The sequence below is a fragment of the Streptomyces sp. NPDC051172 genome (assembly GCF_040682555.1).
In the GTDB taxonomy this organism is placed as follows: Bacteria; Actinomycetota; Actinomycetes; order Streptomycetales; family Streptomycetaceae; genus Streptomyces.
The window spans coordinates 35,362-57,796 of record NZ_JBFBBE010000057.1 but is presented as its reverse complement, the minus strand read 5'-3'; the positions used below and the strand labels follow the sequence as shown (position 1 = coordinate 57,796).

Sequence of the window (22,435 nt, the reverse complement as noted above, 5' to 3'; positions counted from 1 at the left end):
GGACGGCCACCCGGCGATCACCGCTGCCCGCACCCCGAAGAAACACCCGCAACCCGCCCGACACCCGTGATCAATATTCACGCGGTGGATCGAGGCTGAGGCAAAGGTCCGGCACAGGTGTCACCGACGATGTCTCACCAGCCGCATACGGGGGCCCCGTTGGTGGCACGATGGTTCTGGCGGGGGTGCGCGGGGCTGGCATCCCCGGGCCGGGAGAGCGGACCGACCGAGGGTGTGATCAGTTGTGGCCATTTCACTGTCAGTGGTGCTGCTGTTGGCGATCATCCTGGTGGTGTTGATCAGGGGAGGCTCCATCAAGGCCGGCCCGGCGATCGTCGCGGTGCTCTTCGGCTTCTTCCTCGCATCGACCGGCATGGCCCCGTCGATCAACCGGTTCCTGAACTCGATAGCGGAGACCATCAACTCGATCAGCTTCTGATCCAGGCAGATGCTCCGCCCGCCGAGGACGCGGAGGCCGCTGCGCCGCGCCCGTGGACGATCACGCCCCACGCGCCGGACGTAGCGGCGCCCGAAACGATCAGGGCCGGGCCGGAGGAAGTCCTCCGGCCCGGCCCTGATGCGTGGAGAGCGGGCGACGGGAATCGAACCCGCGTAGCTAGTTTGGAAGACTAGGGCTCTACCATTGAGCTACGCCCGCACAGCGCGCGCCGCAGGTCAGGTGACCGCGGCACAGAAGGCATCGTAGCGGGTCCGGCCCCCTCGGCGCACACTCCGTAAATGCGGCGGCCGCGTTGCCAGCGGGCATGTACCCTACGTGTCGCACCTGACGGGGTGTGGCGCAGCTTGGTAGCGCGTCCGCTTTGGGAGCGGAAGGCCGTGGGTTCAAATCCCGCCACCCCGACCACCGACCGGTCAACACCGGTCACCCCGGGCGATCACCTCTCATGATCGCCTTTGGGGCGTTCAGCCGCTGCGGTTACTATGCAAGCTGCGTGCCCGTGTGTCTCATCCACAGGAATCCACTGGACCACCACTGGAGATCCTTCGGACGTCCTCCGGGCGGCGAAATCCGCCGGACCAGTCTGGCTCCGGCAGAAACCAAGAAGTCAGCCACAAGGAGACCGAACCGTGAAGAGCGCCGTGGAGACCCTGAACCCGACCCGGGTTCGGCTCACTGTCGAGGTGCCCTTCGAGGAGCTCAAGGACAGCCTCGACGCGGCGTACAAGAAGATCAACCAGCAGGTCACGGTGAAGGGCTTCCGGAAGGGCAAGATCCCGGCGCGCGTCATCGACCAGCGGTTCGGCCGCGGTGCGGTCCTGGAGGAGGCGGTCAACGACGCGCTTCCGAAGTTCTACACCGAGGCGGTCAACGAGGCCGAGCTGAACGTCCTCGGCCAGCCCGAGGTCGACATCACGGAGCTGAAGGACGGCGAGACGCTGAACTTCACCGCCGAGGTCGACGTCCGTCCCGCCCTCGAGATCCCGGACTACTCCGGCATCGAGGTCGAGGTCGACGCCGTCGAGGTCACCGACGAGGACGTCGACAAGTCGGTCGAGCAGCTCCGCGAGCGCTTCGCCTCGACCTCCCCGGTCGAGCGCGCCGCCGAGGACGGCGACGTCGTCACCATCGACCTGGAGGCCAAGGTCGAGGGCGAGGTCCTGGAGGACGGCGTCGCGAACGGCGTCTCCTACACCATCGGCTCCGGCGAGCTGCTCGACGGCATCGACGACGCCGTGAAGGGCCTGGAGGCCGGTGGCGAGGCCACCTTCACCTCCGAGCTCAAGGGCGGCTCCGCGGCCGGCAAGGAGGCCGAGGTCACCGTCAAGGTCACCCAGGTCGCCGCCCGCGAACTGCCCGAGCTGGACGACGAGTTCGCGCAGCTCGCCTCCGAGTTCGACACCCTGGAGGAGCTGAAGGCGGACAGCCGCAAGCGCCTCGAGAACATGAAGCAGTACGACCAGGCCACGCAGGCCCAGGAGCGCGTCCTGGAGAAGCTGCTCGAGCTGGTCGAGGTCCCGGTCCCCGAGAAGCTGCTCGAGGACGAGATCAACACCCGCAAGCACAACCTCGAGCACCACCAGCTCGGCCAGATGGGCCTCGACCTCGAGAAGTACCTCGAGATCCAGGGCAAGACGGTCGAGGAGTTCGAGGCCGAGACCGAGGAAGCCGCGGTCAAGGGCATCAAGACCCAGTTCGTCCTCGACGAGCTGGTCAAGCAGGAGAAGCTCAACGTCAACCAGGAGGAGCTCACCGAGCACCTCATGCGGCGTGCGGCCTCCTCCGGCATGTCCCCCGACCAGTTCGCCCAGGCCGTCGTCGAGGGCGGCCAGGTTCCGCTCCTGGTCGGCGAGGTCGCCCGCGGCAAGGCCCTCGCGGTGGTCGTCGAGGCCGCCACGGTCAAGGACACCAACGGCGAGGTCATCGACCTGGACGACGAGGACGAGGTCGAGGCGGCCGCCGAGGTCGCCGCGGAGGCCACGGAGGCCGACGCCACCGAGACCGCCGAGGAGAAGACCGAGGGCTGAACGCCCACGGCGCCTTGCAGTGCGTAGGACGGGCCCCGGGTCGCTTGACGACCCGGGGCCCGTTTGCCTCCCCAGGAGCGCGGGGCTGTGCCGGTGTGCGGCTCCGCCGCGTGGGCGCGACCAGCCGCAGACAACCGCACCCGCCCACGTACCAAAAGTGACCATGACGCTACGCCCCCGGCGAACACCCCCCTCCGCGGGATTCCCCGAAGGGACCCGCGCGTTAGGGTCCATGAATATGGGGGCAGGGAACTCGGCGATACCGCCGGAGGCCCCCGCAGGGAAACGTGAGACGGCCCGGCGCCGTCGTAAGACGAGCAGGTGGATACGTGACGAATCTGATGCCCTCAGCCGCCGGCGAGCCTTCCATCGGTGGTGGCCTCGGCGACCAGGTCTACAACCGGCTGCTCAACGAGCGGATCATCTTCCTCGGCCAGCCGGTCGACGACGACATTGCGAACAAGATCACTGCACAGCTGCTGCTCCTTGCCGCCGACCCGGACAAGGACATCTACCTGTACATCAACAGCCCGGGCGGCTCGATCACGGCCGGCATGGCGATCTACGACACCATGCAGTACATCAAGAACGACGTGGTGACGATCGCGATGGGCCTCGCCGCCTCGATGGGCCAGTTCCTGCTCAGCGCGGGCACCCCGGGCAAGCGCTTCGCGCTCCCGAACGCCGAGATCCTGATCCACCAGCCCTCCGCCGGCCTGGCGGGCTCGGCCTCCGACATCAAGATCCACGCCGAGCGGCTGCTGCACACCAAGAAGCGCATGGCCGAGCTCACGGCTCAGCACACCGGTCAGTCGTTCGAGGAGATCACCCGCGCCTCCGACCGCGACCGCTGGTTCGACGCCGATGAGGCCAAGGAGTACGGCCTCATCGACGACGTCATCACGACGGCCGCCAACATGCCGGGCGGCGGCGGTACCGGGGCCTGAGCCCCACCGCGGAGCCCCTGAGGCCCCGCACAGCCCCCAGCCGACCGCCTCAGCTCCTAGGAGACAGACAGTGAACGACTTCCCCGGCAGCGGCCTGTACGACCGCTCACGCGCCGAGTACACGGGCCCCACGGCGGAGTCCCGTTACGTCATCCCGCGCTTCGTCGAGCGCACCTCGCAGGGCATCCGCGAGTACGACCCGTACGCGAAGCTCTTCGAGGAGCGCGTGATCTTCCTGGGCGTCCAGATCGACGACGCCTCGGCCAACGACGTCATGGCGCAGCTGCTGTGCCTGGAGTCGATGGACCCCGACCGGGACATCTCGGTCTACATCAACAGCCCCGGCGGCTCCTTCACGGCGCTGACCGCGATCTACGACACGATGCAGTTCGTGAAGCCGGACATCCAGACGGTCTGCATGGGCCAGGCGGCCTCCGCCGCCGCCATCCTGCTGGCCGCCGGTACGCCCGGCAAGCGCATGGCGCTGCCGAACGCCCGCGTGCTGATCCACCAGCCCTACAGCGAGACGGGCCGCGGCCAGGTGTCCGACCTGGAGATCGCCGCGAACGAGATCCTGCGGATGCGTTCGCAGCTGGAGGAGATGCTCGCCAAGCACTCCACTACGCCGATCGAGAAGATCCGCGAGGACATCGAGCGCGACAAGATCCTCACGGCCGAGGAGGCGCTCTCGTACGGCCTGATCGACCAGATCATCTCCACCCGGAAGATGAACAACGCGGCCGTCCGCTAGTCGGAGGCTGTATCGTCTGCCGCCCCTTGGCACGGTAAGTGGGCTTTGACACGCTGCACGTCAAAGTGAACCGCGCCAAGGGGGGCCCGAACGGGGGGCCCGGCAAGGTACCGTCGGATTAAGGCAGCACCAGGAGCCGCTGGATTCAGGCGTCTCCCAGGCGAAGGGGAAGCACACCGTGGCACGCATCGGTGACGGCGGCGATCTGCTCAAGTGCTCGTTCTGCGGCAAGAGCCAGAAGCAGGTCAAGAAGCTCATCGCAGGGCCTGGTGTGTACATCTGCGACGAGTGCATCGACCTCTGCAACGAGATCATCGAGGAAGAGCTCGCCGAGACGAGCGAGGTGCGCTGGGAGGAACTTCCCAAGCCGCGCGAGATCTACGAGTTCCTCGAGGGCTATGTCGTCGGCCAGGAGCCGGCGAAGAAGGCCCTCTCGGTGGCGGTCTACAACCACTACAAGCGCGTCCAGGCCGGCGAGAACGGCGGCGCCAACGGCCGTGACGACGCGATCGAGCTGGCGAAGTCCAACATCCTGCTGCTCGGCCCCACGGGCTCCGGCAAGACCCTCCTGGCCCAGACCCTGGCCCGCATGCTGAACGTGCCGTTCGCCATCGCAGACGCCACGGCGCTGACGGAGGCCGGCTACGTCGGCGAGGACGTCGAGAACATCCTGCTCAAGCTGATCCAGGCGGCCGACTACGACGTCAAGAAGGCCGAGACCGGGATCATCTACATCGACGAGATCGACAAGGTCGCGAGGAAGAGTGAAAACCCTTCCATCACCCGCGACGTGTCGGGGGAGGGCGTCCAGCAGGCCCTGCTGAAGATCCTGGAGGGCACGACCGCCTCTGTGCCCCCGCAGGGCGGCCGCAAGCACCCCCACCAGGAGTTCATCCAGATCGACACGACGAACGTCCTGTTCATCGTGGGCGGCGCCTTCGCGGGCCTGGAGAAGATCATCGAGTCCCGGGCGGGCGCGAAGGGCATCGGCTTCGGCGCGACGATCCGCTCCAAGCGCGAGCTGGAGGCGAAGGACCAGTTCGAGGACGTCATGCCGGAGGACCTGGTCAAGTTCGGCATGATCCCCGAGTTCATCGGCCGCCTCCCGGTCATCACCTCGGTCCACAACCTGGACCGCGAGGCCCTGCTCCAGATCCTGGTCGAGCCGCGTAACGCCCTGGTGAAGCAGTACCAGCGACTGTTCGAACTCGACGGTGTGGAACTGGACTTCGAGCGCGAGGCCCTTGAGGCCATCGCCGACCAGGCCATCCTCCGCCAGACGGGCGCCCGCGGCCTGCGCGCCATCATGGAGGAAGTCCTCATGTCGGTCATGTACGAGGTCCCGTCCCGCAAGGACGTCGCCCGCGTGGTCGTCACGGCGGACGTCGTCCACTCGAACGTCAATCCGACCCTGATCCCGCGGGATGCGCGGGGCCGCGGGCCGGGCGAGCAGAAGACGGCGTAACCGCCGTAGCGCACACGGCGAAGGGGCCCCGGTCGACCGACCGGGGCCCCTTCGTGGCTTTCTGCCGGAGCTGTACGGCGTCAGGCCTTGACGCGTACGTCGTTGCGGAGCTTTGCCGCGAGGGAGGCCGCGTCGTCGATCGAGGCCCCGCCGCTGGAGAGGTCGGCCAGCGCGAAGGACGACACGACGGCCACGGTGCTGTGGTCACCCCAGATGCACATCGGCATCTTGATGGTCTTGGCGCTGCCGGCGCCCGTGCTCGACGCCCCGCCGTCGATCTCGATGAACTGGCATTTCATGACGCCGTTCGAGAAGCCGGAAGGCGTCACCGCCTGCGGGCTGCCGATCAGTTTGCCGTTGGTGCCGCTGCTGCTCTGGCCCTTGTCGGACTCCGACTTGACCTTGGCGAACATGGCATCGACGACGGCCTCGGGGTCGTTGATGGTGCCGTACACACCGCTGAAGGACAGGTTCTTCGCGCTGAGACCGGTGCCGCTCTTGTACCCGGCGCTGACGTCCTTGGGGTTCTGCACTCCCCACTTCTGGAAGTCGGCCTTGTCCTGGCTGGTCATCTGACCGGCGGAGTCGGCACTCTGGGACTTCGTGTACTCGCCGTTGATCACGGTCGCCGGCGCCGTGAGCGTGTGGGCCCCGTCATCCGCGACGCTGCCGGAACCGCCGCCGATCACGAAGTACACCCCGACCCCGATGGCCGCCACGACCGCCACCGCGCCGATGATCAGGGCCGCCTTCTTGCCGCCGCCGCCCGGCGCCGGCGGCTGCGGGACGGTGTAGGGCTGCTGGCCGTAAGGGTCCTGGCCGTAGGGGGGTTGCTGCGGGTAGCCGTAGCCGGGCTGCGGCGGGGGAGCCTGCTGGGGGTAGCCGTAACCCGGCTGGGGCTGGGGCTGGGGCGGAGGGGCCTGCTGGGGGTAGCCGTAGCCGGGCTGGGCCGGAGGGGCCTGCGGCGGCTGCTGGCCGTAGGGCCCCGGCTGGCCGTACGGTCCGGGCTGCTGAGGCTGCCCGCCGTACGGGCCCGGCTGGTTGTAGCTCATTACTGGGTTCCCCTCCAGATGCTTATATGTCTCCGACATCCTGGCGTAGACCGGGAGCGCGCGTCCCATCGGGGGGCGCACCATCACAGAACAAACGCGTTTCGGGACACGCCCGTGACACCCCTAAACTGACCCCGTGACCGAGAACGCTCAGCAGCAGCCACCAGCGCCCGACACCGAACTGCCGACCCAGTACGCGCCGGCCGACGTAGAGGGGCCGCTGTACGAGCGCTGGGTGGAGCGCGGTTACTTCGAGGCCGACGAGAAGAGCGACAAGCCGCCGTACACCATCGTCATCCCGCCGCCGAACGTCACCGGCAGCCTGCACCTCGGGCACGCCTTCGAGCACACCCTCATCGATGCGCTGACACGTCGTAAGCGCATGCAGGGCTTCGAGACGCTCTGGCAGCCCGGCATGGACCACGCCGGCATCGCCACCCAGAACGTCGTCGAGAGGGAGTTGGGCAAGGAGGGCAAGTCCCGCCACGACCTCGGCCGTGAGGCCTTCGTCGACCGCGTCTGGCAGTGGAAGGGCGAGTCCGGCGGGCAGATCTCCGGGCAGATGCGGCGCCTGGGCGACGGTGTCGCCTGGTCGCGCGAGCGGTTCACGATGGACGAGGGCCTGTCCCAGGCCGTCCAGACCATTTTCAAGCGCCTCTACGACGACGAGCTGATCTACCGCGCCGAGCGCATCATCAACTGGTGTCCCCGGTGTCTGACCGCGATCTCCGACATCGAGGTCGAGTACCAGGACGACGACGGCGAGCTGGTCTCCCTCAAGTACGGCGAGGGGGAGGAGACGCTGGTCGTCGCCACCACCCGCGCCGAGACCATGCTCGGTGACACGGCCGTCGCGGTGCATCCGGAGGACGAGCGGTACAAGCACCTCGTCGGCAAGCAGATCAAGCTGCCGCTGACCGACCGCACCATCCCGGTCGTCGCGGACGAGCACGTCGACCCGGAGTTCGGCACCGGCGCCGTCAAGGTCACCCCGGCCCACGACCCGAACGACTTCGAGATCGGGCAGCGCCACAACCTCCCGGCCATCACGGTCATGGACGAGCACGCCGTGATCACCGTCCACGGCCCCTTCCAGGGCCTGGACCGCTTCGAGGCCCGCTCGGCGATCGTCGCCGCGCTGCGCGCCGAGGGCCGGATCGTCGCCGAGAAGCGGCCCTACGTCCACTCCGTCGGCCACTGCTCGCGCTGCAAGACCACCATCGAGCCGCGGCTGTCCATGCAGTGGTGGGTCAAGGTCGGCCCGCTCGCCAAGGCCGCCGGTGACGCGGTCCGCGAGGGCAAGGTCAAGATCCACCCGCAGGAGATGGAGAAGCGGTACTTCGACTGGGTCGACAACCTCCACGACTGGTGCATCTCGCGGCAGTTGTGGTGGGGTCACCGCATTCCGGTCTGGTACGGCCCTCAGGGCGAAGTCGTCTGCGTCGGACCGGACGAGCAGCCGCCGAGCGGCGAAGGGTGGCGCCAGGACACCGACGTCCTCGACACCTGGTTCTCCTCCGGCCTGTGGCCCTTCTCCACCCTCGGCTGGCCCGAACAGACCGAGTCGCTCGCGAAGTTCTACCCGAACTCCGTCCTGGTCACCGGCTACGACATCCTCTTCTTCTGGGTCGCCCGGATGATGATGTTCGGCCTGTACGCGATGGACGGCACCCCGCCGTTCCACACCATCGCCCTGCACGGCATGGTCCGCGACCAGTTCGGCAAGAAGATGTCGAAGTCCTTCGGGAATGCCGTCAATCCCCTGGACTGGATGGACAAGTACGGCAGCGACGCCCTCCGGTTCACCCTCGCCCGCGGCGCCAACCCGGGCGTCGACGTCCCGATCGGCGAGGACTGGGTCCAGGGCTCCCGCAACTTCGCCAACAAGATCTGGAACGCCACCCGGTTCGCACTGATGAACGGCGCGACGGTTCAGGGCCCGCTGCCGGACGCCTCGAAGATGGCCGCGACCGACCGCTGGATCCTCTCCCGCCTCAACTCCGTCGTCGCCGAAGTCGACGCGCTCTACGAGGACTTCCAGTTCGCGAAGCTCTCCGACGCGCTGTTCCACTTCGCGTGGGACGAGGTCTTCGACTGGTACGTCGAGCTGTCCAAGACGACGTTCCAGGCGGGCGGCGAGGCGGCCGAGGTCAGCAAGCGGGTCCTCGGCGAAGTCCTCGACGTCACCCTCAAGCTCCTCCACCCGGTCGTCCCCTTCGTCACGGAGACGCTCTGGACCACCCTCACGGGCGGTGAGTCGGTCGTCGTCGCCGAGTGGCCGAAGGACAGTGGCTTCCGTGACGCGGGCGCCGAGAAGGAGATCGAGACTCTCCAGTCGGTCATCACCGAGGTCCGCCGCTTCCGTGCCGACCAGGGTCTGCAGCCGGGCCAGCGGGTTCCGGCCCGTCTGACCCTGGACGGCACGGCGCTGGCTCCGCACGAGGCGGCCATCCGCCAGCTGCTGCGTCTGCAGCCGGAGGGGGACTCCTTCACGGCCACGGCGACCCTGCCGGTCGGCGGCGCCGAGGTCGCCCTCGACCTGTCCGGCACGATCGACGTGGCGGCGGAGCGCAAGCGCCTCGCGAAGGACCTCGCGGCCGCCGAGAAGGAGAAGGCCCAGGCCACCGCCAAGCTCGGCAACGAGGCGTTCCTGGCCAAGGCACCGGACAACGTGGTGGACAAGATCCGCGGGCGCCTGGCGAAGGCGGAGGAGGACATCACGCGGATCCAGGCCCAGCTGGACCGGCTGCCGGAAGCGTGAGTCGTCTTGCCCAGCCGCAGGCCCCGGTGCTGATGAGCGCCGGGGCCTTCGCATGCCTATAGGGGCGCGGTGCTGTATCGATATGCGGCTCCGCCGCGTGGGCGCGACCAGCCACAACGCACCCGCACTCGCCGGACAAGACCTTGCCTCCAACTCCCTGGGCGCACTGTCAGTCGACCTCCGTAGACTGACCCCGTGAGTGAAAGCGACCCCTTCGACGACATCGTCGCCGCCGAGACAGACCGCGACCCCGACCTCGCGATCATTGAGGCCGGCAGCCGCACCCTGCGCACGCAGGGCGGCCCGCCGCAGGCCGATGTGCCCGCGCGGCCGGAAGACCCCGAGGTCGACAAGGCCCTGCGCGAGGTCGAGGCGGAGCTCGCCACCCGCTGGGGCGAGACCAAGCTCGAGCCCTCGGTCAGCCGTATCGCCGCGCTGATGGACGTCCTGGGCGAGCCGCAGCGCTCGTACCCCTCGATCCACATCACCGGCACCAACGGCAAGACCTCCACCGCCCGCATGATCGAGGCCCTCCTCGGCGCCTTCGAACTGCGCACCGGCCGCTACACCTCCCCGCACGTCCAGTCGATCACCGAGCGCATCAGCCTGGACGGTGCCCCGATCTCCGCCGAGCGCTTCGTCGAGACGTACGAGGACATCAAGCCGTACATCGAGATGGTCGACGCGCAGCAGGAGTACCGGCTGTCCTTCTTCGAGGTGCTGACGGGCATGGCGTACGCGGCCTTCGCGGACGCGCCCGTCGATGTCGCCGTGGTGGAAGTGGGGATGGGCGGCTCCTGGGACGCGACCAACGTCATCGACGGGGACGTCGCCGTCATCACCCCCATCGACCTCGACCACACCGACCGCCTCGGTGAGACGCCCGGAGCGATCGCCACCGAGAAGGCCGGCATCGTCAAGCAGGACGCGACGGTCATCCTGGCCCAACAGCCGGTGGACGCGGCCCAGGTGCTGCTGAAGAAGGCCGTCGAGGTCGACGCCACCGTGGCCCGCGAGGGCCTGGAGTTCGGGGTCGTGGCACGTCAGGTCGCGGTCGGCGGACAGTTGCTCACCCTGCGCGGCCTCGGCGGCGAGTACGGCGAGGTGTACCTCCCGCTCCACGGCCCCTACCAGGCGCACAACGCGGCCGTCGCGCTCGCCGCAGTGGAGGCGTTCTTCGGGGTCGGTTCGCAGCGGCCCGAGCCGCTCGACATCGACACCGTCCGTAAGGCTTTCGCGGCCGTCTCCTCGCCCGGGCGGCTCGAAGTCGTACGGCGCTCGCCCACCGTCGTCCTGGACGCCGCCCACAATCCGGCCGGCGCCCGCGCCACCGCCGAGGCGATCGGTGAGGCCTTCGACTTCAGCCGGCTGATCGGTGTGGTCGGTGCGAGCGGCGACAAGAACGTACGAGGAGTGCTGGAGGCCTTCGAGCCGATCTTCGCCGAGGTCGTCGTCACGCAGAACTCCAGCCACCGCGCGATGGACGCCGACGAGCTCGCCGCGATCGCCGTGGAGGTGTTCGGCGACGAGCGCGTCCAGGTCGAACCAAGACTGCCGGACGCCCTGGAGGCCGCGATCACGCTGGCCGAGGAGGAGGGCGAGTTCGCGGGCGGTGGCGTGCTCGTGACCGGATCCGTCATCACCGTCGGCGAGGCCCGGCTGCTGCTGGGAAGGGGCTGACCGCTCGTGCGTACGCTCTGTGCCTCGACCCTGATCGGCGAGTTCTTCGTGATCGGCTTCGCCGGACTCGTCGCCATGAAGGACCCCGGCCTCGCCACGTCGACGGTGTGGACGGTCAGCGGCATCGCGATGTTCCTGTGCGTCGCGCTGTGCGGTGTCGTGACGCGTCCGGGCGGCATCACCCTCGGCTGGGTCCTGCAGGCCGCCCTCGTCGCCTCCGGCTTCGTCGTCCCGACGATGTTCTTCCTGGGCGTGGTCTTCGCGGCCCTGTGGTGGGCCTCGGTGCACTACGGAAGAAAGATCGACGAGGCGAAGGCGCGGTTCGCCGCCGCGGAGACGGGCTCGACGGGCTCCTCCACACCTGACGCTGTGTAACAGGGGCCCGGACACGCCCTGTAATCTTCGAACACCCCCGCACCATCCTTGATCTTCCATAGGAGCCCGCAGTGACCCAGCGCACCCTCGTCCTGCTCAAGCCCGACGCGGTCCGCCGTGGCCTGACCGGCGAGATCATCAGCCGTATCGAGCGCAAGGCCGGCTGGCAGATCACCGCGCTGGAGCTGCGCACCCTGGACCAGGAGACCCTGGAGCAGCACTACGGCGAGCACAAGGGCAAGCCCTTCTACGAGCCGCTGGTGGAGTTCATGGCCTCCGGTCCGGTCGTCGCGCTGATCGTCGAGGGCGAGCGGGTCATCGAGGGGCTGCGCGCGCTGGCCGGCCCGACCGACCCGATCGCCGCCGCACCCGGCTCCATCCGCGGGGACTACGGCGTGATCGTCCGCGAGAACCTGATCCACGCCTCCGACTCCGAGGAGTCCGCCGAGCGCGAGGTGAAGATCTTTTTCCCCGGCCGCGGTTGAGCGACAAACCTATGAATTCTTGAGTGACCGTCAGGTCGCTCGCCCGTCTGACCTGGGGCGGCCGAGGGTTTCCGGCCGTCCTCCGGCATATGCGTGCCGATCGGGGGAACGAGTGCCCCCGATGGGCCGTCTCCAGAAGCGAGGCGACACTTCATCTGCTGACAATGGCGAAGACCCTCGCGCAGTGTTCGTGCAGGCGCGTCTACGATGGAAGCCTTCACGTCACAGCACCCACTTCGCCGACCTGAAAAGCCCTCAAAAGCTCCCAGGAAGGCCAGACGAATCCTGATGGGGAACTCAATGTCGTTCATCGGCCGTGACATGGCTGTCGACCTCGGGACCGCCAACACGCTGGTGTACGTCAGGGGACGCGGGATCGTACTCAACGAACCGTCCGTCGTCGCGATCAACACCAACACCGGTGGCATCCTCGCAGTCGGCGCCGAGGCGAAGAAGATGATCGGTCGGACCCCTGGCAACATCGTTGCCGTACGACCGCTGAAGGACGGCGTCATCGCCGACTTCGAGATCACCGAGCGGATGCTCCGCTACTTCATCCTGAAGATCCACAAGCGGCGGTATCTCGCGCGGCCGCGCGTCGTCGTGTGCGTGCCCTCCGGCATCACGGGCGTCGAGCGCCGCGCCGTGATCGAGGCGTCCTCGCAGGCCGGTGCTCGTCAGGTGCACATCATCGAGGAGCCCATGGCGGCGGCCATCGGCTCCGGCCTCCCGGTCCACGAGGCCACGGGCAACATGGTGGTGGACATCGGCGGCGGCACCACGGAGGTCGCGGTCATCTCGCTCGGCGGCATCGTCACCGCCCAGTCCATCCGTGTCGCGGGCGACGAACTGGACAACGCGATCATCCAGCACATCAAGAAGGAGTACTCCCTCCTTCTCGGTGAGCGCACGGCCGAGCAGATCAAGATCACCATCGGTTCGGCGTACGACCTCGACGACGACCAGCACACCGAGATCCGCGGCCGCGACCTCGTCTCCGGACTGCCCAAGACCGTCGTCATCTCCGCCGCCGAAGTGCGCAAGGCGATCGAGGAGCCGGTCAACGCCATCGTCGACGCCGTCAAGACGACCCTCGACAAGTGCCCGCCGGAGCTGTCCGGCGACATCATGGACCGGGGGATCGTGCTGACCGGCGGTGGGGCGATGCTGCGCGGCCTTGACGAAAGGCTTCGCCGCGAGACCGGCATGCCGATCCACATCGCCGAGGACCCGCTGGACAGCGTCGCGCTCGGCTCGGGCAAGTGCGTCGAGGAGTTCGAGGCGCTCCAGCAGGTGCTGGACGCCCAGCCGCGCAGATGACGGTAACTCTTCGATTCCGCCGTACGGGACGATCTCCTCTCGTACGGCGGATCGTTGATATAGAGGCAGTTGATATAGAGGCATAAGCTCGCCCATAAGCCTCTGCCCGACTGGAACTGCCCAGCTGAACTGAACACCTGAACCTCTGCACATTCCTATGAGGAAGGCACGGCCGCCGCACGTGAGGGACACACGAGAGAGCCGGCTGCTCCTGGTGCTGCTGATCGCCATCGCGTTCGCGCTGATCACGGTGGACATCCGCGGCGGGCAGGACTCACCGGTCGACGGTGCCCGCCAGCTCGCGGCCACCGTGTTCGGCCCGATCGAGGACGGCGTGTCCTCGGCGGTCGACCCGGTCGGCAACGCCGTCTCAGCGGTCCGTGACTCGGGCACCCGGCACGACCGGCTCGCCCGTCTGGAGACGGAGAACGCCACCCTCAAGGCGAAACTCGGCAGCGACGACCGCAACCGCAGCCGTCTCAAACAGCTCGACAAGATGCTGAAGGTCTCCGCCGAGGGCCAGTACGGCATCAAGGGCGCCCAGGTCATCGCCATAGGAGCGGCCCAGGGCTTCTCCTGGACGATCACCATCGACGTCGGCGCCAACGACGGCATCAAACGCGACATGACCGTGCTGAACGGTGACGGCCTGGTCGGCCGCGTCACCAACGTCGGCCCCGACGCCTCCACCGTCCTGCTCGCCAACGACCCGGACTTCACCGTCGGCACCCGCATGGAGGGCAGCGACGAGCTCGGCTTCGCCACCGGGCAGGGCGACCGCCCGCTGCGGGTGGAACTGCTCAACTCCAAGGCGGACGTGAAGAAGGGCGACCGCCTGGTCACCTTCGGCTCCGAGGCCGACAAGCCCTTCGTGCCGGGCGTCCCGGTCGGTGTGATCTCCCGCGTCGACCCGTCCGGCGGCAACCTGACCCGCACCCTCTACGTCACGCCGTTCGTCAGCTTCTCCAAGCTCGACATCGTCGGCGTCGTCGTGGAGACCCCGAAGAAGGACCCGCGCGACACGGTGCTCCCCGCCAAGCCCCAGCCGACGCCCACGCCGACGGTCACCGTCACGGTCACCCCGTCCGCGGATGCGTCTGCGAACGCGACCGCATCGCCCGGCCAGACCCCGTAGCAGTAGGAGCTGAATCCCCATGCGCGTCAACCGGATCCTGCTCTCCTCGGCCCTGGTCGTCGTAGCCCTGGTGGTCCAGGTGAGCGTCCTCGCCCGGCTCCATCTGCCGGGCGCGGTCCCCGACTTGCTGCTGCTCACCGTGCTGGGCCTGGCCCTGGTCTACGGCCATCTCGGCGGCGCCCTCGTCGGCTTCGGCGCGGGCCTGCTCGCCGACCTGGCCCCGCCCGCCGACCACGCCGCCGGCCGCTACGCCCTGGTGCTGTGCGTCATCGGCTACCTCGCCGGGCTGGCCAGACCGGAGAACGGGCGGCTGAAGTCGGCCACCGGCCCCATGCTCGTCGTGGTCGCCGCCGCCATCGGCTCGACCCTGCTGTACGCCGGTGTCGGCGCCCTCGTCGGCGACACCGCCGCCCGCCATGTCGGCCTCGTCGGCCTGATGTTCTCGGCGGCCCTGTACGACCTGCTGCTCGCCCCCTTCGTGGTGCCCGGGATCATGGCCCTGGCCCGGCGCGCGGACAACGACCCGCTCGCCGAGGCGAGCTCCCCTTCGAAGAAGGCCACCGACATCACCTCCGGCTGGATCTCCAACGGCACGGGCCTCAAGCTCGGCGGCCAGCGCGGCGGCCTCGGTGCCCTGAAGACCAGGGCCCGCATGCGCACCGCCCGCGTGGGCCGCATCAAGGGGGTCAAGCGGCTGTGAGCAGGCGGGAGTTGGCGGCGGGCGCCATTCACAGCTCCGTCGTATATGACACGTACACACACTGAGAGGGGGAGGCAGCCGCAGTGACCAATATTCCCGAGACCGGACGGACCCCAAGGGTCCAGATCCGGTTGGTCGTCATCCAGGTCCTCGTCCTCTCCCTGCTCGGTACCCTCGGCGGCCGGCTGTGGTACCTGCAGATCCGCGAGGGCGCCCAGTACCAGAAGGAGGCGTCCGGCAACCACGTCCAGCAGGTCGTCGACCCCGCCGTACGCGGCTCGATCCTGGACGCCCGCGGTGTGGCGCTCGCCGACAACGAGACCCGCCTCGTGGTCTCCGCCTCCCGCACCGACCTGCTGAAGATGAAGGACGACGGCAAGGCGGTCCTCACCAAGCTGGCCGGGGTCCTGGGCATGAAGCCCAAGGAGGTCATGCAGCGGGTGAGGCTGTGCGACGCCAAGACTCCCCAGCCCTGCTGGAACGGCTCGCCCTTCCAGCCGATCCCCATCACCGACGAGGCCACGCCCCGCCAGGCCATGCAGATCCGCGAGCGCTCCGAGGACTTCCCCGGCATCACCGCCGAGCCCGAGGCACTGCGCCGCTACCCCGGCCCCGGCAAGTCCAACACCGCGCAGGTTCTCGGCTATCTCTCGCCCGTCACCGACGAGGAGATCCAGAAGGCCAAGGACACCAACTCGCCGTATCTGCGCTCCGACCAGGTCGGCCGCTCCGGACTGGAACGCCAGTACGACAAGGAACTGCGCGGCAAGGCCGGCGTCACCCGCTACGAGGTCGACAACCTCGGCCGGGTCATCGGCAAGGCCAAGTCCGATGCCGCGCAGGCCGGTTCGAGCCTCGTCACCAGCATCGACTCCCGCGTCCAGCGGGTCGCCGAGTACGAGCTGGACAACGCCATGAAGATCGCCCGCACCCAGTACGACAAGGTCACGGGCGAGAAGTACAAGGCCGACTCGGGTGCCGTCGTCGTGATGGAGGCCAAGACCGGCCGTATCGTCGCCATGGCCTCCGCACCGACGTACGACCCGAACGTCTGGGTCGGCGGCATCTCCGCCAAGGACTACAAGCAGCTCACCGGCAAGGACTCCGACTACCCGCTGCTCAATCGGGCGATACAGGGTCAGTCCGCGCCGGGTTCGACCTTCAAGGTGGTCTCCACGGCCGCCGCGGTCCAGGCCGGCTACGCCTGGGACGGCGGCTACCCCTGCACCAGTTCGTACTCGGTGGGCGGCCAGGTCTTCAAGAACTTCGAGGGCGAGAGCTTCGGCCCCATCTCGCTGGGCCGGGCCCTGGAGGTCTCCTGCGACACCGTCTTCTACGGCCTCGCCGACCGCGAGTGGAAGAAGGACGGCGGGATCAACCCGAAGAAGGGCGAGCCCAAGGACTACTTCTACAAGACCGCCCACCAGTTCGGCCTTGGCCAGCAGACCGGCATCGACCTCCCGAACGAGGTCACCGGCCGGGTCCCCGACCGCCAGTGGAAGCAGGACTACTGGAAGGCCAACAAGGACGCCTGGTGCAAGAGCGGCAAGAAGGGCGGCACCTACGTCCAGCGGATCGAGTACGAGGGCTGCCTCGAGGGCTACAAGATGCGCGAGGGCGACTCGATCAACTACTCGATCGGCCAGGGTGACACCCTCCTCACCCCGATCCAGGAGGCCATGATCTACGGGGCCCTGGCCAACGGCGGCACCGAGCACGTCCCGACCATCGGCAAGGCGATCATCAGCGCCGACGGCAGGACGGTCAAGGAGATCAAGCCCAAGGTCCTGCGCAAGCTCCCGATCAGCGAGGCCACGCACGAGGGCATCGACAAGGCGCTCGCGGGCGTCATCACCGCCGGTACCGCCGCCTGGAAGTTCAAGGGCTGGCCGCAGGACAAGATCACGCTGCACGCCAAGACCGGTACCGCGGAGGTCTACGGCAAGCAGACCACCTCGTGGCTCGCCACGTACTCCAAGGACTACTCGGTCGTCATGACGATCGCCCAGGCCGGTACGGGTTCCGGCGCCTCCGGTGAGGCCGTCCGCAGCATCTACAGCGCCCTCTACGGCGTCCAGCCCGACGGCTCGATCGACAACAAGAAGGCACTGCTGCCCAGCCCGCAGAAGGGCCTGCCCAAGGTCAAGACGGACGGCACCATCGCCTCGCCGAAGGTCCCCAAGGACCCGGCCGAGGAACTCCACGCCAACGACAACGCCAGCCCCTCCCCGGGTGCCAGTCAGCCCGCGGCGACCACGCCCTCGCCCACGTCCACCAGCCGGACCACCCGCAGGCGGCCGCGCAGGCGGGGAAGCCGGAGGACGCTCACATGACCGGTGCAGGCAGCTTCTCCGTTCCCGGATACGGCCCGCGGCGCGCGGGCTGGACCCGGCTCTTCGCCCGTGACTCCGTGACCCGTCGGCTGGACTGGCCGATGCTGCTGGCGGCCCTCGCGCTCTCGGGGATCGGCTCGATGCTCGTCTACTCGGCCACCCGCAACCGCACCGAGATCAACCAGGGCGACCAGTACTACTTCCTCATCCGTCACATCATGAACACCGGCATCGGGTTCGCCCTGATGGCCGGCGTGCTCTGGCTCGGCCACCGCACCCTGCGCACCGTCGTCCCGATCCTGTACGGCGCCTCGGTGTTCCTGATCCTGCTGGTGCTCACCCCGCTCGGCGCCACCATCAACGGCAGCCGCAACTGGATCGTCTTCGGCGGCGGCTTCTCCCTGCAGCCCGCCGAGTTCGTGAAGATCACGATCATCCTCGGGATGGCGATGATGCTGGCGGCGCGGGTCGACGCGGGCGACAAGAAGTACCCCGACCACCGCACGGTCCTGCAGGCGCTGGGCCTGGCCGCCGTACCGATCCTGATCGTGCTGCTCATGCCCGACCTCGGCACGGTCCTGGTCCTGGTGACGATCATCCTGGGCGTGCTGCTCGCCTCCGGCGCCTCCAACCGCTGGGTCTTCGGCCTGATCACGGCCGGCGTCATCGGCTGCATCGCCATCTGGCAGCTGCACATCCTGGACGAGTACCAGATCAACCGCTTCGCGGCCTTCGCCAACCCCAGCCTCGACCCCGCGGGCGTCGGCTACAACACCAACCAGGCGCGCATCGCGATCGGTTCGGGCGGTCTGACCGGCGCGGGCCTCTTCCACGGCTCGCAGACCACCGGCCAGTTCGTGCCCGAGCAGCAGACCGACTTCGTCTTCACGGTCGCGGGGGAGGAGCTGGGCTTCGTCGGCGCGGGACTGATCATCTTCCTCCTCGGCGTGGTGCTGTGGCGCGCCTGCCGGATCGCCCGTGACTCGACGGAGTTGTACGGCACGATCGTCGCCGCCGGGATCGTCGCCTGGTTCGCCTTCCAGACCTTCGAGAACATCGGCATGACCCTCGGCATCATGCCGGTCACGGGCCTGCCGCTGCCCTTTGTGTCGTACGGCGGCTCGTCGATGTTCGCGGTGTGGATGGCGGTGGGGCTGCTGCAGTCGATCAGGGTGCAGAGGCCCATGTCCGCGTAGCCCTCCGGCTGCTGAAGGATGCGGCCCCTGTCGTCACGGCCCGGCAGCAACTAGATTCGGTTCATGGCGGACACAAAGCGGGAGATCGAGCGGAAGTACGAGTCCGACGACAGTGGCCTGCCCGACCTGCCCGACCTGACCGGCGTCGCCGGTGTCGACGCGGTCGTCGACAAGGGGGTCGCGCACCTGGACGCCACCTACTACGACACCTCCGACGAACGCCTCGCCGCGTCCGCGATCACCCTGCGCCGCCGCACCGGCGGCTCCGACGCGGGCTGGCACCTGAAGTTCCCGGTCGCCCCCGGTGTCCGCGACGAGATCCAGGCCCCGCTCTCCGACACCGTCCCGCGCAGCCTCGCCGGCCTGGTCCGCTCCCGGGTGCGTGACGCCGAGCTGCTGCCCGTGGTCCGGTTGCGCTCCGACCGTGACCTCCGCGACCTGGTCGACGCAGGGGGCCGGGTGCTCGCCGAGGTCAGTGTGGACGCCGTACGCGCCGAACGGCTCACCGGGGACGGCGGCTCGGCGCAGTGGACCGAGCTGGAGGTGGAGCTCGCCGACGGCGGTGACCCCGCCTTCCTCGACAAGGTCGACAAGAGGCTGCGCAAGGCGGGCGTACGACCCTCCGCATCGGCCTCCAAGCTGGCCCGGGCCCTCGCGGAGACCGCTCCGAAGAAGAGGCGCGGGAAGAACGGGAAGAAGCAGCAGGCCGAGCAGCCGGTGACGGCCGGCGACCACGTCCTCGCCTACGTCCGCGAGCAGCGCGACGCCATCGTCGAACTCGACCCTGCCGTACGGCAGGACGTGTTCGACTCCGTGCACCGCATGCGTGTCGCGACCCGCCGGATGCGCAGCGCCTTCCGCTCGTACGGCAAGGTCCTGGACCGCGGCGTCACCGATCCCATCGGCGGGGAACTGAAGTGGCTGGCCGGCGAGCTCGGCGTGGACCGGGACCGGGAGGTGCTGACCGAGCGCCTGGCGGCGGCCCTGGACGAGCTGCCCAGGACGCTGCTCACCGGCCCCGTCCGCACCCGGCTGCGCACCTGGATGAACGCCCGCCGCGGCGGATCGCGCCGCCGCCTCACCGGCGTCCTCGACTCCCAGCGCTATCTGGAACTGCTCGACGGCCTGGACGCGCTGGTCGCGGACCCGCCGCTGCTGAAGGCGGCCGCCGGAAAGCCGGAGAAGGTGATCGCCAAGGCCGTACGGAAGGACTTCGGAAAGCTGTCCGACCTGGTCGAGCAGGCCATCGCCCTGGAACCCGGCCACGAACGCGACCTCGCCCTGCACGAGGCCCGTAAGAAGGCCAAGCGGACGCGGTACGCGGCGGAGGCCGCCGCACCGGCCCTCGGCGGCCCGGCAACCGAGCTCTCCAGGTCGATGAAGTCCCTCCAGACCCTGTTGGGCGATCACCAGGACAGCTTCATGACCCGCCAGACCCTGCGCGAGCTGTCCGCCGTGGCCCATGCGGCCGGGGAGAGCTCGTTCACGTACGGAGTGCTCTACGGGCGCGAGGAGGCGCGGGCCACGGCCGTGGAGGTACAGCTGCCGGGGGTGTGGCAGGAGATCGAGGACGGGATGCAGGTCTGAGCGGTCGGGGCGGGCGCACGGTCGCGTTAGGCTAGATGGTCACCCCTGTCAGTTCAGGTCGTCCCATCAGCCCATCCCACGAAGGTTCGCGAGATGTCTGCCGAAGTCGCTGCGGCCGCCGAGTCTGTGTTCCCGCAGCTCGAAGCTCTGCTCCCGCATGTGCAGAAGCCGATCCAGTACGTCGGCGGAGAGCTCAACTCCACGGTCAAGCCGTGGGAGTCCTGTGACGTCCGCTGGGCGCTCATGTACCCGGACGCCTACGAGGTCGGCCTGCCCAACCAGGGCGTCATGATCCTCTACGAGGTCCTGAACGAGCAGGAGGGCGTCCTCGCCGAGCGCACCTACAGCGTGTGGCCGGACCTGGAGGCGCTGATGCGGGAGCACGCCGTCCCGCAGTTCACGGTGGACAGCCACCGACCGGTGAAGGCCTTCGACGTGTTCGGGCTGAGCTTCTCCACGGAGCTGGGCTACACCAACATGCTGACGGCCCTCGACCTGGCCGGGATCCCCCTGGAGTCCAAGGACAGGGGCCTGGACGACCCGATCGTCCTGGCCGGCGGCCATGCCGCCTTCAACCCCGAGCCGATCGCGGACTTCATCGACGCGGCGATCATCGGCGACGGCGAGCAGGCCGTGCTGGACATGACCAGGATCATCCGCGACTGGAAGGCGGAGGGCCGCCCCGGCGGCCGCGAGGAGGTCCTGTTCCGCCTCGCGAGGACGGGCTCGGTCTACATCCCCGCCTTCTACGACGTCGAGTACCTTCCCGACGGCCGTATCGCCCGTGTCGTACCGAACAAGTCGGGCGTCCCGTGGCGGGTCTCCAAGCACACGGTCATGGACCTCGACGAGTGGCCCTACCCCAAGCAGCCCCTGGTCCCGCTCGCCGAGACGGTCCACGAGCGCATGTCGGTGGAGATCTTCCGCGGCTGCACGCGCGGCTGCCGCTTCTGCCAGGCCGGCATGATCACGCGCCCGGTCCGCGAGCGCTCCATCACGGGCATCGGCGACATGGTGGAGAAGGGCCTGAAGGCGACGGGCTTCGAAGAGGTCGGCCTGCTCTCCCTGTCCTCCGCGGACCACAGCGAGATCGGCGACATCGCCAAGGGCCTCGCGGACCGGTACGAGGAGGACAAGATCGGTCTGTCGCTCCCGTCGACCCGGGTGGACGCCTTCAACGTCGACCTGGCGAACGAGCTGACGCGCAACGGCCGCCGCTCCGGCCTCACCTTCGCCCCCGAGGGCGGCTCGGAGCGCATGCGCAAGGTCATCAACAAGATGGTCTCGGAAGAGGACCTGATCAGGACGGTCTCCACCGCCTACGGCAACGGCTGGCGCCAGGTGAAGCTGTACTTCATGTGCGGCCTGCCGACGGAGACCGACGAGGACGTCCTGCAGATCGCCGACATGGCGATGAACGTGATCGCCGAGGGCCGCAAGGTCTCCGGCCAGAACGACATCCGTTGCACGGTCTCGATCGGCGGCTTCGTTCCCAAGCCCCACACCCCCTTCCAGTGGGCCCCGCAGCTCTCGGCGGAGGAGACGGACGCCCGCCTTGAAAAGCTCCGGGACAAGATCCGCGGCGACAAGAAGTACGGCCGCTCGATCGGCTTCCGCTACCACGACGGCAAGCCCGGCATCGTGGAGGGCCTCCTCTCCCGCGGCGACCGCCGCATCGGCCCCGTCATCCGCGCCGTCTACGAGGACGGCGGCCGCTTCGACGGCTGGCGCGAGCACTTCTCCTACGACCGCTGGATGAGCTGCGCCGACAAGGTGCTGCCCGCCTTCGGCGTGGACGTCGACTGGTACACGACGCGCGAGCGCACGTACGAGGAGGTCCTCCCCTGGGACCACCTCGACTCGGGCCTCGACAAGGACTGGCTCTGGGAGGACTGGCAGGACGCCCTCGACGAGACGGAGGTCGAGGACTGCCGGTGGACGCCGTGCTTCGACTGCGGGGTGTGCCCGCAGATGGACACGCACATCCAGATCGGCCCGACGGGCAAGAAGCTGCTGCCGCTGACGGTCAAAAACGCTGGTCAGACGCCCGCGTCGAGTGGGCACGAGCACTGACGTGGGCGAGGCACTCGATCGGGTGCCTGAGGCCTTGGCGGGGGTGAGCGAGGAGGAGGCGGCGGCTGCGCCGGCTGCTGCAGGTGTT

Annotated in this window: 17 protein-coding genes and 2 tRNA genes; 17 read left to right on the top strand and 2 right to left on the bottom strand. The window is 68.5% G+C overall.

Annotation, left to right across the window (positions count from 1 at the left end):
* The first annotated feature begins 244 nt into the window (after nucleotides 1-244).
* Nucleotides 245-439, top strand: a complete 195-nt coding sequence (locus tag AB0N07_RS29800) for a hypothetical protein (protein ID WP_016435177.1) — start codon at nucleotides 245-247, stop codon at nucleotides 437-439.
* 148 nt (nucleotides 440-587) lie between these two features.
* On the opposite strand, the gene AB0N07_RS29795 is transcribed toward AB0N07_RS29800, so the two are convergent.
* Nucleotides 588-658, bottom strand: a tRNA-Gly gene (locus AB0N07_RS29795).
* Between the two features lie 130 nt (nucleotides 659-788).
* Between AB0N07_RS29795 and AB0N07_RS29790 the strand changes: the two genes are divergently transcribed.
* The 5 genes from AB0N07_RS29790 to clpX all read left to right on the top strand — a co-directional run bounded on the left by AB0N07_RS29790 (nucleotide 789) and on the right by clpX (nucleotide 5,650).
* Nucleotides 789-865, top strand: a tRNA-Pro gene (locus tag AB0N07_RS29790).
* A 224-nt stretch (nucleotides 866-1,089) separates the two neighbouring features.
* Nucleotides 1,090-2,487: a trigger factor gene (tig, locus tag AB0N07_RS29785; RefSeq protein WP_365840261.1), complete on the top strand. Its 1,398-nt coding sequence runs from the start codon at nucleotides 1,090-1,092 to the stop codon at nucleotides 2,485-2,487.
* A 341-nt stretch (nucleotides 2,488-2,828) separates the two neighbouring features.
* Entirely contained in the window at nucleotides 2,829-3,434 is a 606-nt protein-coding gene (locus AB0N07_RS29780) for an ATP-dependent Clp protease proteolytic subunit (RefSeq protein ID WP_181922768.1), read from the top strand.
* 70 nt (nucleotides 3,435-3,504) lie between these two features.
* Nucleotides 3,505-4,185 carry an ATP-dependent Clp protease proteolytic subunit gene (locus tag AB0N07_RS29775; protein WP_099928871.1) on the top strand — a complete coding sequence of 227 codons (681 nt, stop codon included), beginning with the start codon at nucleotides 3,505-3,507 and terminating at the stop codon, nucleotides 4,183-4,185.
* Nucleotides 4,186-4,363: 178 nt separating this feature from the next.
* Entirely contained in the window at nucleotides 4,364-5,650 is a 1,287-nt protein-coding gene (gene clpX / locus AB0N07_RS29770; RefSeq protein WP_351471003.1) for an ATP-dependent Clp protease ATP-binding subunit ClpX, read from the top strand.
* Nucleotides 5,651-5,730: 80 nt separating this feature from the next.
* Here the strand turns inward: clpX and AB0N07_RS29765 are convergent, their stop codons facing one another.
* Complete coding sequence (locus AB0N07_RS29765) at nucleotides 5,731-6,702, bottom strand: hypothetical protein (RefSeq protein ID WP_365840267.1); 972 nt, start codon at nucleotides 6,700-6,702, stop codon at nucleotides 5,731-5,733.
* Between the two features lie 136 nt (nucleotides 6,703-6,838).
* Here AB0N07_RS29765 and AB0N07_RS29760 point away from each other — a divergent pair, with 136 nt between their 5' ends.
* From AB0N07_RS29760 to AB0N07_RS29710, 11 genes are all read left to right on the top strand, one after another.
* The gene (locus AB0N07_RS29760; protein ID WP_365840257.1) at nucleotides 6,839-9,463 is read left to right on the top strand and encodes a valine--tRNA ligase; all 2,625 of its coding nucleotides are present in this window, start codon (nucleotides 6,839-6,841) and stop codon (nucleotides 9,461-9,463) included.
* Nucleotides 9,464-9,658: 195 nt separating this feature from the next.
* A complete protein-coding gene (locus AB0N07_RS29755; RefSeq protein WP_365840255.1) occupies nucleotides 9,659-11,143 on the top strand; it encodes a folylpolyglutamate synthase/dihydrofolate synthase family protein in 1,485 nt (494 codons plus the stop codon).
* A 6-nt stretch (nucleotides 11,144-11,149) separates the two neighbouring features.
* Nucleotides 11,150-11,518: a DUF4233 domain-containing protein gene (locus AB0N07_RS29750; RefSeq protein ID WP_365840253.1), complete on the top strand. Its 369-nt coding sequence runs from the start codon at nucleotides 11,150-11,152 to the stop codon at nucleotides 11,516-11,518.
* A 71-nt stretch (nucleotides 11,519-11,589) separates the two neighbouring features.
* Entirely contained in the window at nucleotides 11,590-12,003 is a 414-nt protein-coding gene (gene ndk / locus AB0N07_RS29745; RefSeq protein ID WP_030934323.1) for a nucleoside-diphosphate kinase, read from the top strand.
* 300 nt (nucleotides 12,004-12,303) lie between these two features.
* Entirely contained in the window at nucleotides 12,304-13,323 is a 1,020-nt protein-coding gene (locus AB0N07_RS29740; protein ID WP_365840250.1) for a rod shape-determining protein, read from the top strand.
* A 181-nt stretch (nucleotides 13,324-13,504) separates the two neighbouring features.
* Nucleotides 13,505-14,458: a rod shape-determining protein MreC gene (gene mreC, locus AB0N07_RS29735; protein ID WP_365840248.1), complete on the top strand. Its 954-nt coding sequence runs from the start codon at nucleotides 13,505-13,507 to the stop codon at nucleotides 14,456-14,458.
* Nucleotides 14,459-14,477: 19 nt separating this feature from the next.
* On the top strand, nucleotides 14,478-15,158 hold the full coding sequence (gene mreD / locus AB0N07_RS29730) for a rod shape-determining protein MreD (RefSeq protein WP_365840246.1): 681 nt from the start codon (nucleotides 14,478-14,480) through the stop codon (nucleotides 15,156-15,158).
* Between the two features lie 83 nt (nucleotides 15,159-15,241).
* Nucleotides 15,242-17,491, top strand: coding sequence for a penicillin-binding protein 2 (mrdA, locus tag AB0N07_RS29725; RefSeq protein WP_365840244.1), 2,250 nt, complete (start codon nucleotides 15,242-15,244; stop codon nucleotides 17,489-17,491).
* Complete coding sequence (gene rodA, locus AB0N07_RS29720) at nucleotides 17,488-18,687, top strand: rod shape-determining protein RodA (protein WP_365840242.1); 1,200 nt, start codon at nucleotides 17,488-17,490, stop codon at nucleotides 18,685-18,687. The genes mrdA and rodA overlap by 4 nt, the downstream gene beginning before the upstream one ends.
* 63 nt (nucleotides 18,688-18,750) lie before the next feature.
* On the top strand, nucleotides 18,751-20,274 hold the full coding sequence (locus AB0N07_RS29715; protein ID WP_365840240.1) for a CYTH and CHAD domain-containing protein: 1,524 nt from the start codon (nucleotides 18,751-18,753) through the stop codon (nucleotides 20,272-20,274).
* 93 nt (nucleotides 20,275-20,367) lie between these two features.
* Nucleotides 20,368-22,347 (top strand): TIGR03960 family B12-binding radical SAM protein, encoded by a 1,980-nt coding sequence (locus AB0N07_RS29710; RefSeq protein WP_365840238.1) that lies wholly within the window; start codon nucleotides 20,368-20,370, stop codon nucleotides 22,345-22,347.
* The last annotated feature ends 88 nt before the right edge of the window (nucleotides 22,348-22,435 follow it).

Coding starts and splice junctions, on each gene's coding strand:
- AB0N07_RS29780 (WP_181922768.1), top strand. CDS start 2,829: ATGCCCTCAGCCGCCGGCGAGCCTTCCATCGGTGGTGGCCTCGGCGAC.
- AB0N07_RS29710 (WP_365840238.1), top strand. CDS start 20,368: ATGTCTGCCGAAGTCGCTGCGGCCGCCGAGTCTGTGTTCCCGCAGCTC.
- AB0N07_RS29740 (WP_365840250.1), top strand. CDS start 12,304: ATGTCGTTCATCGGCCGTGACATGGCTGTCGACCTCGGGACCGCCAAC.
- rodA (WP_365840242.1), top strand. CDS start 17,488: ATGACCGGTGCAGGCAGCTTCTCCGTTCCCGGATACGGCCCGCGGCGC.
- AB0N07_RS29715 (WP_365840240.1), top strand. CDS start 18,751: ATGGCGGACACAAAGCGGGAGATCGAGCGGAAGTACGAGTCCGACGAC.
- mreD (WP_365840246.1), top strand. CDS start 14,478: ATGCGCGTCAACCGGATCCTGCTCTCCTCGGCCCTGGTCGTCGTAGCC.
- AB0N07_RS29765 (WP_365840267.1), bottom strand. CDS start 6,702: ATGAGCTACAACCAGCCGGGCCCGTACGGCGGGCAGCCTCAGCAGCCC.